The organism is Janthinobacterium svalbardense, assembly GCF_002327145.1.
GTDB classification, from domain to species: domain Bacteria; phylum Pseudomonadota; class Gammaproteobacteria; order Burkholderiales; family Burkholderiaceae_D; genus Janthinobacterium; species Janthinobacterium tructae.
The window spans coordinates 3,072,134-3,087,648 of the sequence record NZ_CP023422.1; the positions used below are offsets into that span (position 1 = coordinate 3,072,134).

Here is a 15,515-nt window from a genome sequence, read left to right on the forward strand (position 1 = left end):
CATGCAATGGTTTCAATCGCGCTCCTGCGATAGACATTCCTCGCTACAATAATTATCAAATAAGTAAAACTTGGCAAACGACTGACGGGAACCGCATGTCATCCACTTCAACCGACAAGATTGCTGATGCGCTGGCCGCTTTCACGAGCGCCACGCGGCTGTACGAACTGACCATCGGCGAGGGCGCGGACAGCAGCTTGCTGGTCGAAGCCTTTGCCGCCGACGAGCAATTGCAGGCGATCGGCGCGCGCGACATCATCGCCCTGTCGACCAGCGCGCATGTGCCGCTGGCCTCCTTGCTGGGCCAGCCGGCCAGCCTGCATATCAGTCTGGCGGATGGCACGCGCACCCAGTTTTCCGGCTATATCAGCGCCGCCGCCATGCTGGGCAGCAATGGCGGCCTGGCGCGCTACCGGCTGCGCATTACGCCTTGGCTGTGGCTGCTGACGCAGACGCGCAACAGCCGCGTCTGGCAAGACAAAACCGTGACGGCCATCGTCGACGCGGTATTTTCGGCCTACGCGCCGCACGCACTGTGGCGCTGGAGCGACGAGGTGGCGTCGTTCATGCAGGACGCGGGCGAACGCAGCTATTGTTGCCAGTACCGCGAATCGGATTTCGATTTCGTGCGCCGCCTGCTGACCGAAGAGGGGCTGGCCTGGCGGTTTGACGGTCAGACCATGATCGTCTTTGCCGACAGCAGCCAGGCTTGCGCCACGCCAGAGGACGCCAGCAGCACGCAGGGCGGCGGCTTGCGCTTCCATGGCGCGCGCGTCGGCGAGCCGGGCGACAGCGTGCAAGCGCTGTACGCGCGGCGCAGCCTGCATGTCGGGCTGAGTAGCGTGCTCAGCTACGATTACAAGGCCAAGAAGGCGGTCGCGGCCAGCATGCCGACGAATATTGTGATCGGGGGCAAGAATGCGCCGCTGCTGGAAAGCTACGATACGCCGGGCCAGTACTGGTATGCGAATGGCGCGCAGGCAACACGCTACGCCCGGTTGCAGATGCAGTCGCATGAGGCGCGCGCCCAGCTGTGGCAAGCGCGCTCGACTGTGCGTACCCTGCGCGCCGGCACGCGGTTTACCCTCACGCAGGGACCGTTGCAGCCAGCTGACGGTGCCGCGCCTGAGTATGTCGTGCTGCGCGTGGCCAGCATCGGCGTCAACAACCTGCCGCTGCCGGCGCTGGAAGGACTGGCGGAACTGTTCGGGCCGATAGCGGAATTGCTGGAAGAAACCGTGCAAGAGTGGGGCGCAGGGTTTCCCGATTTCGCCGCCGCGATTGCCCAGGCGCAAGCCAGCGGTTACGCCAACTGCATCGACATGATCAGTGCGGCGATTCCGTGGCGTCCGGTACACGATGACAACGATGCGCGCCAGCATGCAACGCCGACAGCCCTGGGCAGCCAGAGCGCCATCGTCGTCGGCGCCGATGGCAATGACGTGGCCAGCGGCGCCGATGAAATCTATTGCGACAAGCTGGGCCGGGTGCGCATCCGTTTCCACTGGCAACAGGAGCAGCACGCCGGCTGCTGGGTGAGGGTGGCGCAGCGCGCCGCTGGCGGCGGCATGGGCAGCCAGTTTTTGCCGCGCATCGGTCAGGAAGTGCTGGTGCAGTTTTTGGAAAACGATATCGACCGGCCCGTCATCGTCGGCGCCCTGTACAACGGCCAGGGCGAGGGTGGTACCAAACCAACTCCGGGCGGCATGGCGCGGGACCAACACGATGCTGGCATGTTCCAGCCTGCGCATGACCACGCCATCGCGGGCCAGGGCAATGTGGCGGGCGGCAACAGTCCGCTGTGGCATGGCGCCGCAGGCGCCAGCACGGCACACCGTAATGGAGCAGCGCAATGGGGCATCCGCAGCAAGGAGTTCGGCAAGGCAGGCAGCGCGGCCGGCTACAACCAGCTGCTGTTCGACGATACCGACCAGCAGGGGCGCATCCAGCTGAAAAGCAGCCATGCGGCCAGCGAGCTGAACCTGGGCCACTTGATCCACGGCGCCGATAATTACCGGGGCAGCCTGCGCGGCGCCGGCGCCGAGCTGCGCACCGATGCGTATGGCGTGGTGCGCGCCAAGGCCGGTTTGCTGGTGAGCAGCTATGTGCTCAGGCACGACGCCGCGCAACGCGAGCCGGCCGGCGACAACGCCGGTGGCATGGCATTGTTGAAACAGGCTGTACTGCTGGGCGACACCTTCAGCCAGGCCGCCAAGACGCACCAGACAGTAGCCTACGCCAGCCAGATCGGCACCAGCGCACCCAATGCCAGCGAACTCGACGAGCAGGCGGCGCCCCTGAAAGCCATGCAGGCCAGCGTGGCGGGCATGCATGAGCAGTTACCGCACACAAAAGACGCCATCATCGCGATTGCCGGCAGGGCCGGACTGGGCGTTGTCGCAGGGCAGGACATGCAACTGGCCAATGGCGAAAGCGTCATCCTGATGAGCGGGCAGGACACGCAATGGAGCAGCGGCGGTAAATGGCGCCTGCACACGGGCCAGGCCATCGGAGTGCTGGGCGGCGCCGTCAAGGCCGGGGAGGGCGATGCCGGGGTGCAACTGATTGCTGCCCAGGGCACCATCGACGTGCAGGCGCAGGCCGACGTGCTCAAGGTGCAGGCGCGCGAAGAGGTGAATGTCATCAGTGCCAACGCGCATGTGGACTGGGCGGCGGCAAAAAGCATTCGCTTGTCGACGGCAGGCGGCGCCAACATCACCATCGAGGGTGGCAATATCACCATCCAGTGCCCGGGCAAGATTACCGTATTTGCGGGCAAGAAAAGTTTTATCGGGCCCACGCGCGCACCGTATGTGATGCCGCCATTGCCGTCGAGCACCTGCAAAAACTGCATTTTGAGCGCCATGCAACAGGGCGCAGCGGGAGTACTGCGTTGAGGCCCGACAGCGTTTCGGCATTGCACGGCTGGGTTCGGGCCAGTCTTGAACGGCAACGCCTGCCTTATCTGCTGCTCGACAGCGCGCAAGCCGAAAACAGCCACCTGACGCTGCAGCGCTGGAAAGTGCCGTATGCGTCGCTGTTCGAGGAAACCCACGAAGCGAGCCTGCCGGAGATCGCGCCCCTGCTGATACGGCTGTCCGGTCTTGCGCCGGCCATGTTGGAAAAAGTCTGCGACTGGGCCGAAAAGCTCGGTTATGGCGCGCCTTGCCTGAGCTGGATGGAAAGTCCATGGCCCTTGCTCGAACTGGCGCGGCATTTGCGCCAGTTTCACGCCGTCGGCCTGAGTGACCAGCAGCAGATGATGCTGCGCTGGTATGACACGCGCATCCTGCCGTTCTGGCTGGCCTGCCTGGAGCCGCTACAGCGCGAGCAGTTCGTGGCTGGACTGTTGAGCTTGCAGTACATCAACCGTTTTGGCGACGTTGCCGTCCTGCTGGAGGTCGACACTGCCGGCGCTGCGCCGGACACTGCGCTCATGGACTCGCCGCTCATTCACCTGGACGATGCGCAATACGGCATGCTGGTCGATGCCGGCGACGCCGATACGCTGATCAGCCATTTGCGGCGCGTGATCACGGACGAAACCAACGATACCCCACCCCGGCTGCTGTACGAATTCGTCGCCCGCTACCAGCAGCGCGCGCTGGCCGCCGGCATCGACGACCTGGACCGCCAGACGCAATACCTGCTGCTGGCCCTGTATACCTCCGGCGCCGGCATTGAACACCCCGATTTCATCGCCCTGATGCAAGACCCACCCACCTCTATCGAAAGTTTTTATGAAGCCATGCAAGCCTTGCACGACGACGTATGGGAAGCCGGCCCACCCTTATGGGGTGTACAGGTTGAAGCTTGACCAGTTCCCGGCACTGGCACTGTGCCTGAGCTTGGCCTTGGCATTTGCCAGCGGCAACGTCGCGGCGCAGACAGCGGCCAAGGCCGCACCGCAGGGGTCAAGCGCGGTGAAGCACGCCAAGCTGAAACCGGCCGACACCGCCAACCTGGTCAGCCATTTGCGGCGCGTGATCACCGATGAAACCAATGACACGCCGCCGCGTGTGCTGAACGCCTTTGTCGCAAAATACCAGCAGCGCGCGCTCGATGCCGGGATCGATGACCTCGACCGGCAAACGCAGTACGTCTTGCTGGCGCTCTATACCTCGGGAAAGGCCATGGAACAGCCCTTGTTTATTGCATTCATGAAAAACCCACCCGCATCGCTCGATGCTTTTTACGACGCGCTGCAAGCCTTGCCGAAAACCGTTTGGGAAGCGGGGCCGCCGCTGTGGGAGGCGTATGAGCCAAAGGGATAATTATTTCGAAATTGATTTCATGTAATTTTAATCTCAAGATTTATTTGGCCGGCGCATTTCAGGAGATCATATGATAAAAAGACTATTGCCGAAAAATTTACTAAATATTTTTCTATGTACTTTCATGGTATTTTCAAATACGGCATGTGGTAAGGAAAAAATGGAATTGACAGTCAATTTGAGCGCCTACAATCATACCGAAAATGGAGTCGGTGGATATGTCGTGACGCTATCAAATGGATCAAGGATGGAAGCCGGTTTTCTTTCCCCTGGAAAAGGTGGTGGAGGGATGACTTGTTGCCTTTCCATTCCGGCAATATGGCATCCGGGAATGACGGCAAATATCATCATGAGTTCAATAGAGAATGGAAAAGAAATTCATGTGGAAAAAAATGTGCCGGTGCCAAAGTACACCGCTAGCGATGCTGGGATGTTTATTGTACATTTTCTGCATAATGGAAGTTACAAGGTATTCGTGACTAAGTATGTGTTGGGGCATAGGAAATATCCACTTTCTGGAAAAGAGGCTGAATTGCAACTAGGCGTGCCGCTTGAAATAATATGGAAGTAATTTTCCTGATATGAGTGTTCTTTGTGATAAGTTATTTTCAATTCCTGGAAGACTATGATGGATTTATTGGAGAAACGATTTGCTTGCATTTTTTATGTGGCTTTCTTTTGTTTTCAAATATAGCTTGTAGTAAGGAATCAATGAAAACTAGCGTGAGTTTGACTGCATATAACCATACTGAGAACGGCGTCGGAAGCTATATTGTGACACTGGCAGATGGAAATTCAGTAGAGGCTGGTTATCTGGCTCCTGGCGAAGGGGGGGAGGGGAAACTTGCTGCCTTTCAATTCCTTCAGTATGGAAGCCTGGCATGAAAGCGACGATATCTATGCATATATTAAAGAATGGTAAGCCGATTCGAGTGGAGAAGATTGTCTCTGTACCTCGTTACAATTCGTCCGATGTCGGCAGGTTTGTCGTTCATTTTCTTCACGATGGAAGTTTAAAGGTTTTTGTAACTAAATACTCGTTGGGACATCGGAAATATCCGCTTTCTGGCAAGGAGGCTGAGCTGGAGCCGGGAGTGCCACTGGAAATAATATGGGAGTAAATTTTTTATTTGAATGTTATTTATGATAATTTATTTTAAATTTATGAAGGACTATAATGAATTTATTGGGAAGGCGATTTGCATACGTCTTTTTATGTATTTTTCTATTGTTTTCAAATATGGCTTGTAGCAAGGAATCAATGAAAATAACCCTGAATATGACGGCGTATAATCATACCGAACACGGTGTTGGAAGCTATATCGTGACACTCGATGACGGATCTTCAGCCGAAGCTGGCTATTTGGGACCAGGGGAAGGTGGGGGCGGGAAAACTTGCTGTCTCTCAATACCATCAGTATGGAAGCCGGGCATGAAGGCAACAATAGTCATGAATACGATAAAAAATGGGAAGGCTATCCGCGTAGAAAAAACGGTGCCAGTACCGCAGTATTCTCGTGCCGATGCCAGCATGTTTGTCGTGCATTTTCTTCACGATGGAAGCTACAAGGTTTTTGTAACCAAATACTCGTTGGGACATCGGAAATATCCGCTTTCTGGCAAGGAGGCTGAGCTGGAGCCGGGTGTTCCACTGGAAATAATATGGGAGTAAATTTTTTTATGTGAATATTCTTTGTGATAGCATATTTTTAATTCCTGAAAGACTATGATGAATTTATTTGGAAAGAAATTGGGTTGTGTTTTTTTATGTGGTTTTCTTTTGTTTTCAAATATGGCTTGTAGCAAGGAAAAGATGATGTTGCCAGTCAATGTAAGTGGATACAATCATACCGAGCACGGGATCGGGGGTTATTTAGTGACCTTGTCGACGGGGGCGGAAGTGGAAGTAGGCTATCTCGATGCGGGTGCTGGTGGCGGGGGATACACTTGTTGCCTTTCAATTCCGGTCGTATGGCAAGCGGGGATGACGGCGACAATTCGCATGAGCACCATAAAAAATGGAAAAGAAATTAGTGTGGAAAAAACCGTTCCAGTGCCTAAATATGTATCAAGCGATGCCGGAATGTTTATAGTACATTTTTTGCATAATGGAAATTACAAAGTATTTGTGACTAAATATATATTGGGACATCGAAAATATCCGCTCTCGGGCAAGGAGGCGGAGCTTAAGCCAGGTGTTCCAGTGGAAATTATATGGGAGTAACTCTATTTTAAAAATTATTTATGGAGCTTCTATAAATGTCTATTATTTATACTGGTCGTAAGGCGCCCTTGGATGGACGACGCATACTTACTCCCAAAGAATCGTCGCAGCGCGCAAAAGCCATGGCATGTGTCAGATCACCTCATAAAACTGAATGTCAAGGACAGATTTACATCGGACTGTTTTATGATGGTAGCGGAAATAATGCTGCGTGGAGGCAGGCTGATTCGGTTGTTAACCCGAAAAATCTTACACAACGGGAACGGAACAAGCACAGCAACGTTGCCAAGTTGTGGGATGCGCATCTGGAGGAACCTGAAAATGGTTTTTTCCGTGTTTATGTGCCAGGTGTAGGTACACCATTTTCTGCTATTGGCGACACTATTCCAACGCTTACCGATAATGCTGGTGGCGGATTTGGTTATATGGGGGCCGATAGAATAAATTGGGGTATCACCTCGCTGTTCAATGCAGTGCATATCTACTTGACAGGATCAAAATTAATTGATAACGACGCACAGCGGGTGTTGGTCAATTTGATGAGTTCACAAATGCTGCTCGGGTTGGAAGGTGTGCAGCGGTGGACAATGCTGACGTCGCTTGAAGAAAAACTGGCGCGTGTTGTCAAAACTCATCAGCGCAAGCTCAAGCAAATCAATGTGTCCATTTTCGGTTTTTCCCGTGGCGCGGCCGAAGCGCGCGCCAGTGCGCACTGGCTACATCAGGTGTTCGAACGGCAAACGGGTGCATTTGAGCTGGCAGGCGTACCCATACGCATAGGCTTCCTGGGAATTTTCGATACCGTTGCCGCCGTTGGCGTCGGTGACGTAACGCCGGTCACCTTCGGGCATATGGCCTGGGGAAATGGAACACAGAGCATCCACCCTGTAGTAGAAGAGTGCACGCATTTCATCGCTTTGCATGAACAGCGCGCCAGCTTTCCGCTGGAATCGGCTACCGGACGGGGCAATGTCGGCTACCCGGGCATGCACTCCGACGTGGGGGGAGGATACTACCCTGGCGAGCAGGGCCGTTCTATGCCAGGCTGGGGACCTTCCCCACATCTGTCGCAGATTCCATTGATCGACATGCATTTCGCCGCCCTGAAAGCAGGTGTGCCGTTATTCACGTTGAAAGAGATGAAAGTGGTAAAGCGCGAGGCGATGCTGGCATCCTTTGCCACCGACCCAAGACTGATCGCCTCCTACAACAACTGGCTGACGCATAACGGTATCAAGGGCGCCGACGTGAAGACCTTTACCGAGGCGCATACAAAACAATATCTGCGCTGGCGCGGCATGTTGCACGCGCAGGGAAAAGCGCAGTTGAAGAACAAGCGCTTTTTCAGGGAGTCTGATAAGCCGGGCCAGAAAGACTTGCTGGAGGCCGATTCCGATCTGGGTATATATCTGCGCTCGTGGCGCGAACGAAAGAAGGCCAACGCGACCACGATGGGGTGGCTCAATGAACGTGCCAAGACTGTCTTGCATCGCGTCAGCCCGGCTGGCATGCTGTTTGTCGAAGAAGGGAAAGACCCCTTAAGCGACTGGGAAGAGCGGTTTTTGAAAATCATGACGGAAGGCGCGCAGCCGCCGGCTGGCTGCGTCACGCTGTTTGAAGATTATGTGCACGATTCCCGCGCCGGCTTTCGCATCCTGGGCAAGCACGAGCCGGTATGGCTGACGGGCGGCTACGGCCGCTTCCGCCACGTGTTCGTGCAAAGCGATGATTATTCGAACATGTCGAATATCGCCAACGAATCACTGAAGGCGGTCAAGGCAGGGGCCGATGCGGCCGTGACCTACTTCCAGAAGTTGTATGGCTATACCGTCAGTACCTACCGAGTGGCGCGCAGAAAGATTGCCGCGACCGCGCGGGCGGTGTCCGAGGCCGAAAAGCGGCTGGAACGGCAGGCGGTGGAGACGTACAAGGAAACGAGCAAGATGATCGTCGATGGCGCCACCCGCGTCGGTCACGGCGTGCACGATGCCGGGGTGGAGGCGGAAAAGAAATTGGAAAGCGCAGTCAAGACCGCGAAAAACTCCATGCAGCAAGCCAGCCAGGAAGCCCGGCTTTATTATCAGGCAGAAAAGAAAGTCATTATGAAATATGCCAATGCAGAGGCTGAATGGATGGCGCAGCTGGAAAAGCGCTGGCGCGAGGAAGACCGGGAAAAAGCGAAGTAAGATTGATCCAGGTATAACCATGAACACCCTGGCGGCAGATACGCCGCCAGGGGAGAGTACCGGTTTCAGCCATTCTCGGGCGGCTGCACGCCCAGCAGCTCCTCGATATGCGCCAGCGAACCGGCGTCCTTGACCACCGAGCGCAGCCAGCTGTGCAAGTCCTGGTCGGCGGCATTGGCGGCCTTGTCGGCAAAATAGGAGACGGGGCTGTGCGGCTCGCTGCGGCGGAAGAACTGCGCCACGGCGCGCAATTGCTCGATCGCTTGCGCTCGCGTGGCGATGGCGCCGGGCGGGCCGGCCGAGAGCGCCGGCATCGCTGGCGCCGTCGCGCATGCTGCAATGGCCACACCGCCCGTCGCCACGGCAGGCACGGCTGGCGCCACGCCGGCACTGGCGGGCATCACGCGCAGCATCGCTTCGACGGCTTCGCGCGCCGTGGAGAAGGCCGGGCTGTCATTGCCCAGCCGGGCGTCGACGACTCTTTCAAGCTTGCGCAGCGCTTCCAGGCAATCTTGTGCGTCGACGGCGAAGCTGGCGCAAAAGGCGGCCGAGTTGTTGCGCCGCGCCGCTTCCATGTCGGACAACTTGACGCCCTCATGCTGCCTGGCGGAATCCCCCGAGCCGGCCTGGCGCCGCGCCATTTCGAAATCGATGCTGGAAAAAGCGCCGCCAGGGCCGCCCGTGACGGGCACCTCGCGCAGCAGCGCGGGGATGCGCGAGAGTATCCAGCTGAGGTTGCCGATGCGCTGCTCCTGGTCGCCATCCTCGGCTTCCGGGAACAGGCCCCGCTCCCAGAATTTTTCGCACAGCCCGGCCAGCACCAGCAAGCCTTCGGCCATGCCGCGCAGATGGTGGCGCTTGGTGCCCGCTTCGGTCAGCCAGACGGCCAGGCGTAGATCCTTGCTGCTGCCGGCAAGCAGGCCGGCGCAGCTGCGCACGACGAAGTCCCAGTCGGCCTCCTTGAGGTCGGCGACCCATTCGCCCTGGTCGAGCGTGGGGTCGTCGAACTTGCGCGCCAGGGTAATAGCGTCGAGTTCGGGCGAAAACGCCAGATCCACGCCTGCCGGTTGTTCATTGCTGATTGGAAGTAATAACTGTTCGGCTAAAAACATGTAGTCCCCTGAAAGATGGTTATTGCGCCATGCGAAATTCAATGCGCCGGTTGCGGGCGCGCCCGTCCGCCGTGTCATTGCTGGCGATCGGCCGGTCGGAGCCCTGGCCAGACGCCGTCAGCAGGTCGTCGTGGATGCCTTTCGATGCCAGGTAGAATTTGACGGCCCCGGCCCGCGCCTGGCTCAGGCTCTGGTTACTGGCGCGCAAGCCCTGGTTGTCGGTATGGCCGATGATTTCCACTTTGCGGCCGGTCAGCTTTTGCATGGCGGCCGCCATTTCATCGAGGATGGCGCGGCCCGATGGCGTCAGCGCGGCCTTGCCGCTTTCAAACTCGATGGTGCGGTTGGCCAGGGTGGTGTCGAGCACGCCTTGCTCGCTGGCCGATACGCGCAGGCCATTGTTGACGGTGTAGGTGGGATTGAGGCTGGTGGCGATATCGCTGGCGATTTTTTGCCGCTGCGCCTCGTTGGCCACCTCGCCGCGCACGCTGACGACGCTGCCGTCGATTTTCAGCTGGCCGCGGCTGATCTGCTTGAGGTTGGGCGACAGCAGCTTTTGCACATAGGCGTTCCAGTTGGCAGGCAGCACCACCTGGCCGACGGCGATCTGGTCGACCACCTTGTCGGCGCCGTACAGTTCGCGCAGGCGCGCCAGCACGGCGGCCTTGCTCGCTTCGTCGGGCACGGTGCCAGCGGCCAGCACCTGGCCCGGCTGCGGCGTGGCGGCCGTGGGTATCGACATGGGCGCTTGCGCTGAAGCGGACATGGCGGCCAGCGCCATGCCGAGGAGGAGAACGATCCGGGATACGCGCATGGTCAGGTTCCGATAAAGGCGGCGCGCAGGGAATCGTGCGCCGATTTGAGCGAGAGGTTGGCTTGCGCCAGATAGGTCGACACTTTCTTGATCGCATAGTCGCTGCCGACCTGTTCCTCGACCCAGTCCAGGTCGTCGAACGCGATATGGTGATCCAGTGCCGCTTGCGGGTTCATCAGTACATGTAGGGTCTGTGCCGACGCGCCGGAAAATCCCAGCACCAGCGTCTGGCGACCGCGCAGCCGCGTGATGAACAGCGCCAGCTCGAAGTCGGCACGCGCCAGGAACGGCGTGATCAGGTGCATCCAGAACGCCGCCACCATGTTGCGGTACAGCGGGTCGGCCGGCAGCGGCAATTCGAGACTTTTTTCCAGCCGGCTGGAACTGCTGGCCATCACCGGCTGCAGCAGCAGGCCCAGCGCCAGCAGCACCTGCCGCACCGTGCCCGTGAAACCGGTGGGCGCCAGCAGCGCGTCGAGTTCGCCTACGGTCTGCATGTCGAGGAAATCGTTGAAGGCGGCTTCATAGGCGGCGGCGCGCAGGTCGAGGTCGATGCTGGCATGGCTGGCCGCATGCAGCGCGTTGCCCGCATCGGGACCGCGCATGTCGTTGCTGAGTGCCTCGCAACGGTTCCACAGGCGCGACAGCACCAGCGGACTGTTGGCGACAAACGCGGCCGGCTGGTCTACTTCCATGGTGCTCATCATCAGGAAGGGAAAACGGCGCGACGAGGCATCGCTGCTGGCGGCGATATGGCCGGCGATGGCGCGCCCCCGGCGCGGGCCTATAAAGGCGAAGTGCATGGGCGGCAGCGCGTCGTAGGTCAGCTTCCAGCGCGCGTCGGCGCTGAGCAGGTCCATCGCCTGCGCCAGCCAGTCGTCGAGGATCTTCAGCAGGGCCGGGTTGCCGCTGGCCTTGACGAAGTCGCCGCGGCTGGGCAGCTTGCCGAAATAGCCGATCGGGGTGGTGGTGGTGGTGGTGCGGTTCATGGCGCGACAGCGGCGCTGGCCGCATTGCCGGTGGCGGTGGGGGCGGCGCCAGGCGCATTCACGGCCGGCACGCTCTGGGCCACGATTTCCGGCAGCTTCAGTCCGCGGAAGCCCGCGGCGCCCGAGGCGGTGCTTGGCGCGGCGGCCGGCGCCGGCGTGGCGACGATCTTCAGGTTGGCTGCCACGCTCACGCCGCTGTTTTCCCAGCTCAGTTCGAATACGCCGCCATCCTTGCGCTTGCGCTTGGCCGAATCGATCATTTTCTTCAGGCCGAAATGGCCAGGTTCGTTGAGCAACATGACCGTGCGGCCTTCCGGCGTGATGGCGCTGATGCGCGCGCCTGGCGTGCCTTGCGGATTCGGCCAGACCATATGGATCCATGGCTGCGGCTGGCCGCGCCAGCGCAGGGCCTGGCCGTCGATCTCGATCGTGTACTCGGTGGCGCCGGTGGCGGCCAGCGCCTGCAGGTCGAAACGGGTTTGCGCTTCGCCGGAACCGGCCGCCGTGGCCACGCCGTTGGCGCTGAGCGGAGCGATCCAGCCGGGGAAGCTGGCCACCACCGACGGCGCCAGGCCGATGCCCATGTTGGCCCAGGTCTTGGCGCTGAGTGAATCGCCACGGCGCACCACCAGCGGGCCGATGGTGGTATTGAAGAACTTGGCGATGCTGCCTTCCGGTCCGAACACCTGGCCGATGTCAGCATTGCTGGCCTCGCTACCCGAGGCGGGCGCAAACGGATACTTGGGCGCCAGGGTTTTCTGGAACGGTTCGAGCACCTGCGCCAGCCAGACCTTGTTGATTTCCGTCTCGGTCGGCTTGATGATGACGGCGAACGTCTGCATCAGCGGGCGCACCAGCAGCGGCCGGATAGCCTGCTTTTGCGCATCGGTCATGCCGGTCAGCATCTGTTCATCCACATATTTGAGCGCATCGGCCAGTTCCGAACCGGTGCCGTCCAGCGTCTGCTGCATGAACTGCTTGGCGCCGGGGCCGGTATCGCCCTGGTTCTTGATCTGGTTGAAGCGGGCGCGCAGCTTCGATAGCGCTTCCATGTAGCCGCGCATCAGCGAAGCGTCCTTGTCCTTGGTAACCACCAGGCGGGCCACGCCGGAAAACTCGCGGCCGACCGGCCCCATTGGCAAGGCGCCGGCGGCGGGCGCGCCGCTGCCGACGTTGATGTTGATGCCGGAAGGTTTCTGGCGCAGGATGGTTTCCTTGAACCATCCCATCACGCCGCGCTGGGCGCGCTGCAAGCCCTGGCCCAGCAGCGACGGGTTGTCCCACGAGGTTTCCTTGTACACCGTTTCGATCAGCTTGTTGATCGGCGAGGTTTGCGGGTCGCCGAGCCGGTTCATGGCCGCCGCCGCATTGTCGAAGCCGTTCAACTCGCGGATGCTGACACCCTGGATGAATTTCTGCCATTCCTTGGCGTAGTCCGTTTTATACAGTTCGACCAGCGCTTTCTGGATCTGTTCCGGGCTGCCTTCGAGCGTCAGGTCATCCTTGGACGCCGTTTTCAGCACCCAGTCGGCGCTTTGCAGTTCGCGGTTGGCCGCTTCCTGGAAGGCTTGCTGGATGAATTGTTCCCATGCGTCGCGCGTGAAGGTGCCGGGAATGGCGTAGCTGCCCAGCACCAGTTCCTTGTCCTGCTCGCCGACGATGCGCGCCACCGTCATCGAGGCGAAGCGCGTGGCGGCGCGCGCCTTGACGTCGGCGTACACGCGCTCGCGCGCCGGCATGCCCCGCACCACGCGGCGCAGGCTGTCGCGCGACTGGTCGACCAGCGCCAGCTTGCTGTCGATCTGCGGCCAGGACGGGTCGTTGATCTGGGTGAGGTAAAACGAAATCATGCGTTCGGCGCTGCGTATCATCTGTTCGCGCGGCATGCTGCCGCGGTTGCTGTCGAGCCAGACTCTCCAGAAGCGGGTCAGCTGGTCATTCAAGTGGCTCGCTTCGGCGCGCGACTTGTCGCTCAGCATCAGATAGGTTTTCAGGGCGTTATAGGCGTCTTCCACATTGGCCGGCGAGGCATCCTTGAACTGCTGCGCGCCGAGGTTGACGGCGGCGGCCGTGGCCGGCGGTGCGGCGGCAGGGGCGCTGGCCAGGGCCGCCGTCGGCGTGGCGGAGACCGGTGCGGCCAGGGTGCCGGCCGGCGCGGGCAGGGTGGCGGCCGCGCTGGCCGACACCGCGCCGGACTGCGGTGTGCTGGCCATCGGCTGCAAGCGGCTGGCGCCGGCATTGACCTCGGCCAGGAAGGCTTCCAGCGATTGCGCGACCGGGGCCAGCATCACTTCACGCACGCCCGAAAAATACTCTTCGCGCAGTTTGCGCTCCAGCAGGTCCCCCTGGTACAGGCCCAGGCCCAGCGAGATGGGCCGGCTGTTGCGGTAGGAATCGAGCTGCTCGATCCGGTCCTGCATGATTTCCAGCGCCTCGAAACGCGATTGCAGGTCGAGCCGCTTGTCCTGCACCTTGATCGCCTGGTCCAGATCGGCCTGTACGTTGGCAACCAGCTGGCGGTTGGCCATGTAGGACCAGCTCCAGCCGGCCAGGGCCAGGCCCACCAGCGCGGTGGCGGCAAAGAAGGTGGCGTAGCGCAAGCGGGTCTTGGCTGGACTGGCGTACTGGGCGACCAGTTCCTTGTCGGCGAAGATCACCTTGCGGAACAGATTGAGCAGGAAGTAGCCGTGCTGGTCCTGCACCGCGTTGTGTTGCTGCGGCTGCAATTTCAAATCGAAGCGCTGCGCCACGCGTTCCGACGAGGCCGATACCGACATACCTTCCTGCAACGCACTGGTGAAATAGAAGCCGCGCATGACGGGCTTGAACTGGAACGGGTTTTCCTCGAACAGGGTGGCGATGAAGGCGCGCAGCGAACCCTTGATCGCACTGAACTCGAGCGGGAAGGTAAACACGCCCGGCGGCATGCGTTCGTTCTGCTGCAGCGCCATGCTGGCCAGGCTCAGCTCTTTCAGGCCGTCATACAGTTCATCGAAACGCTGGTCGAACTGCTCCAGCACGTCCTGCCTGGAACTGGTCTGGCTGTAGGGCAGGGTGGCGCCCCATACCCGGTCGCGTTCGCCCCGTTCGGTGTCCTGGAAAAATTCGTTGAAACCGGTAATCAGGTCGGCCTTGGTGAACACCACGTAGACGGGCGCGTGGACTTCCAGTTTTTCCGTCAGTTCCTGCACCCGCTGGCGCAGGTTCTTGGCCAGGTTGATGGCGAATTCGGGCCGGCTGCCGGTCAGTTCGGCAATGCTGACGGCGATGATGATGCCGTTGATCGGCGCGCGCTTGCGGTGTTTTTTCAGCAGCGCCAGAAAGCCGAACCATTCGGCGCGGTCTTCGTCGTTGACGGAATAGCGGCCCGCCGTGTCGAGCAGGATGCCGTCGGTGGTGAAGAACCAGTCGCAATTGCGGGTGCCGCCGATGCCTTGCACGATCTTGCTGTCGGCAAAAGGAAACTGCAGGCCGGAATTGGCGATCGCCGTGCTCTTGCCGGCCGCCGGATTGCCGATGACCATATACCAGGGTAACTCGTACAGGGCCGCGTCGCCCGACAGCTGGCCCAGCTTGGACGTCTTGATGGTGCCGATCGCTTCGAGCATGCGTTTGCGGATGGCTTCGGTTTCCTCGCGCTGCGTGGGTCCCGCCTTGGGTACTGCGCCGGCCGTCTGCTGTTCCAGCATGCCGCCGAAGCTGGCGACGTCGCGCTGGCGGCGCCTGCGCTGCAACCACCATACCGCGCTGGCGACCAGCAGGACCAGCGCCAGCGGCGGCACGATCCATACCAGCGGCCATTCAAAGATGACGGCGCAACTGACCAGCAGCGCGGCCAGCGCCACGAAGCCGATGGCGAACAGGCTGAAACGGGTAGTAATGGAATGCCAGAATCGTTGCATCATCATATGAGGGG

General features: G+C 59.8%; 11 protein-coding genes and 1 pseudogene. 8 read left to right on the plus strand and 4 right to left on the minus strand.

Annotated features, from left to right (window positions below):
- Positions 1-95 precede the first annotated feature (95 nt).
- The 8 genes and pseudogenes from CNX70_RS13780 (at position 96) to CNX70_RS13815 (ending at position 8,684) form a co-directional block, all read left to right on the plus strand.
- Positions 96-2,897, plus strand: a complete 2,802-nt coding sequence (locus CNX70_RS13780) for a type VI secretion system Vgr family protein (protein ID WP_096235140.1) — start codon at positions 96-98, stop codon at positions 2,895-2,897.
- 20 nt (positions 2,898-2,917) lie between these two features.
- On the plus strand, positions 2,918-3,817 hold the full coding sequence (locus CNX70_RS13785) for a DUF4123 domain-containing protein (protein ID WP_244199149.1): 900 nt from the start codon (positions 2,918-2,920) through the stop codon (positions 3,815-3,817).
- 37 nt (positions 3,818-3,854) lie between these two features.
- On the plus strand, positions 3,855-4,274 hold the full coding sequence (locus CNX70_RS13790; RefSeq protein WP_157751010.1) for a hypothetical protein: 420 nt from the start codon (positions 3,855-3,857) through the stop codon (positions 4,272-4,274).
- A gap of 70 nt (positions 4,275-4,344) precedes the next feature.
- Positions 4,345-4,845, plus strand: a complete 501-nt coding sequence (locus tag CNX70_RS13795) for a DUF3304 domain-containing protein (RefSeq protein WP_096235143.1) — start codon at positions 4,345-4,347, stop codon at positions 4,843-4,845.
- A gap of 244 nt (positions 4,846-5,089) precedes the next feature.
- Positions 5,090-5,395: pseudogene (locus CNX70_RS13800) on the plus strand (DUF3304 domain-containing protein); the annotation flags it as partial.
- 56 nt (positions 5,396-5,451) lie between these two features.
- Positions 5,452-5,946 carry a DUF3304 domain-containing protein gene (locus tag CNX70_RS13805; protein ID WP_096235145.1) on the plus strand — a complete coding sequence of 165 codons (495 nt, stop codon included), beginning with the start codon at positions 5,452-5,454 and terminating at the stop codon, positions 5,944-5,946.
- A gap of 54 nt (positions 5,947-6,000) precedes the next feature.
- The gene (locus CNX70_RS13810) at positions 6,001-6,498 is read left to right on the plus strand and encodes a DUF3304 domain-containing protein (protein ID WP_096235146.1); all 498 of its coding nucleotides are present in this window, start codon (positions 6,001-6,003) and stop codon (positions 6,496-6,498) included.
- A gap of 35 nt (positions 6,499-6,533) precedes the next feature.
- On the plus strand, positions 6,534-8,684 hold the full coding sequence (locus CNX70_RS13815; RefSeq protein ID WP_096235147.1) for a T6SS phospholipase effector Tle1-like catalytic domain-containing protein: 2,151 nt from the start codon (positions 6,534-6,536) through the stop codon (positions 8,682-8,684).
- 65 nt (positions 8,685-8,749) lie between these two features.
- Here the strand turns inward: CNX70_RS13815 and tssA are convergent, their stop codons facing one another.
- Genes tssA through tssM form a run of 4 tightly spaced genes read right to left on the minus strand, consistent with a single transcriptional unit; the run spans position 8,750 to position 15,501 of the window.
- Entirely contained in the window at positions 8,750-9,796 is a 1,047-nt protein-coding gene (gene tssA, locus CNX70_RS13820) for a type VI secretion system protein TssA (protein ID WP_096235148.1), read from the minus strand.
- 19 nt (positions 9,797-9,815) lie between these two features.
- Positions 9,816-10,610: an OmpA family protein gene (locus CNX70_RS13825; RefSeq protein ID WP_096235149.1), complete on the minus strand. Its 795-nt coding sequence runs from the start codon at positions 10,608-10,610 to the stop codon at positions 9,816-9,818.
- 2 nt (positions 10,611-10,612) lie between these two features.
- On the minus strand, positions 10,613-11,599 hold the full coding sequence (gene tagF, locus CNX70_RS13830) for a type VI secretion system-associated protein TagF (RefSeq protein WP_096235150.1): 987 nt from the start codon (positions 11,597-11,599) through the stop codon (positions 10,613-10,615).
- The gene (gene tssM, locus CNX70_RS13835; protein WP_096238447.1) at positions 11,596-15,501 is read right to left on the minus strand and encodes a type VI secretion system membrane subunit TssM; all 3,906 of its coding nucleotides are present in this window, start codon (positions 15,499-15,501) and stop codon (positions 11,596-11,598) included. The genes tagF and tssM overlap by 4 nt, the downstream gene beginning before the upstream one ends.
- Positions 15,502-15,515 lie beyond the last annotated feature (14 nt).

What these genes read in the sequence shown, in the direction of transcription:
- tssM (WP_096238447.1), bottom strand. Translation starts at nt 15,501, where the DNA reads ATGCAACGATTCTGGCATTCCATTACTACCCGTTTCAGCCTGTTCGCC.
- CNX70_RS13795 (WP_096235143.1), top strand. Translation starts at nt 4,345, where the DNA reads ATGATAAAAAGACTATTGCCGAAAAATTTACTAAATATTTTTCTATGT.
- CNX70_RS13805 (WP_096235145.1), top strand. Translation starts at nt 5,452, where the DNA reads ATGAATTTATTGGGAAGGCGATTTGCATACGTCTTTTTATGTATTTTT.
- CNX70_RS13810 (WP_096235146.1), top strand. Translation starts at nt 6,001, where the DNA reads ATGATGAATTTATTTGGAAAGAAATTGGGTTGTGTTTTTTTATGTGGT.
- CNX70_RS13780 (WP_096235140.1), top strand. Translation starts at nt 96, where the DNA reads ATGTCATCCACTTCAACCGACAAGATTGCTGATGCGCTGGCCGCTTTC.
- CNX70_RS13815 (WP_096235147.1), top strand. Translation starts at nt 6,534, where the DNA reads ATGTCTATTATTTATACTGGTCGTAAGGCGCCCTTGGATGGACGACGC.
- tagF (WP_096235150.1), bottom strand. Translation starts at nt 11,599, where the DNA reads ATGAACCGCACCACCACCACCACCACCCCGATCGGCTATTTCGGCAAG.
- CNX70_RS13825 (WP_096235149.1), bottom strand. Translation starts at nt 10,610, where the DNA reads ATGCGCGTATCCCGGATCGTTCTCCTCCTCGGCATGGCGCTGGCCGCC.
- tssA (WP_096235148.1), bottom strand. Translation starts at nt 9,796, where the DNA reads ATGTTTTTAGCCGAACAGTTATTACTTCCAATCAGCAATGAACAACCG.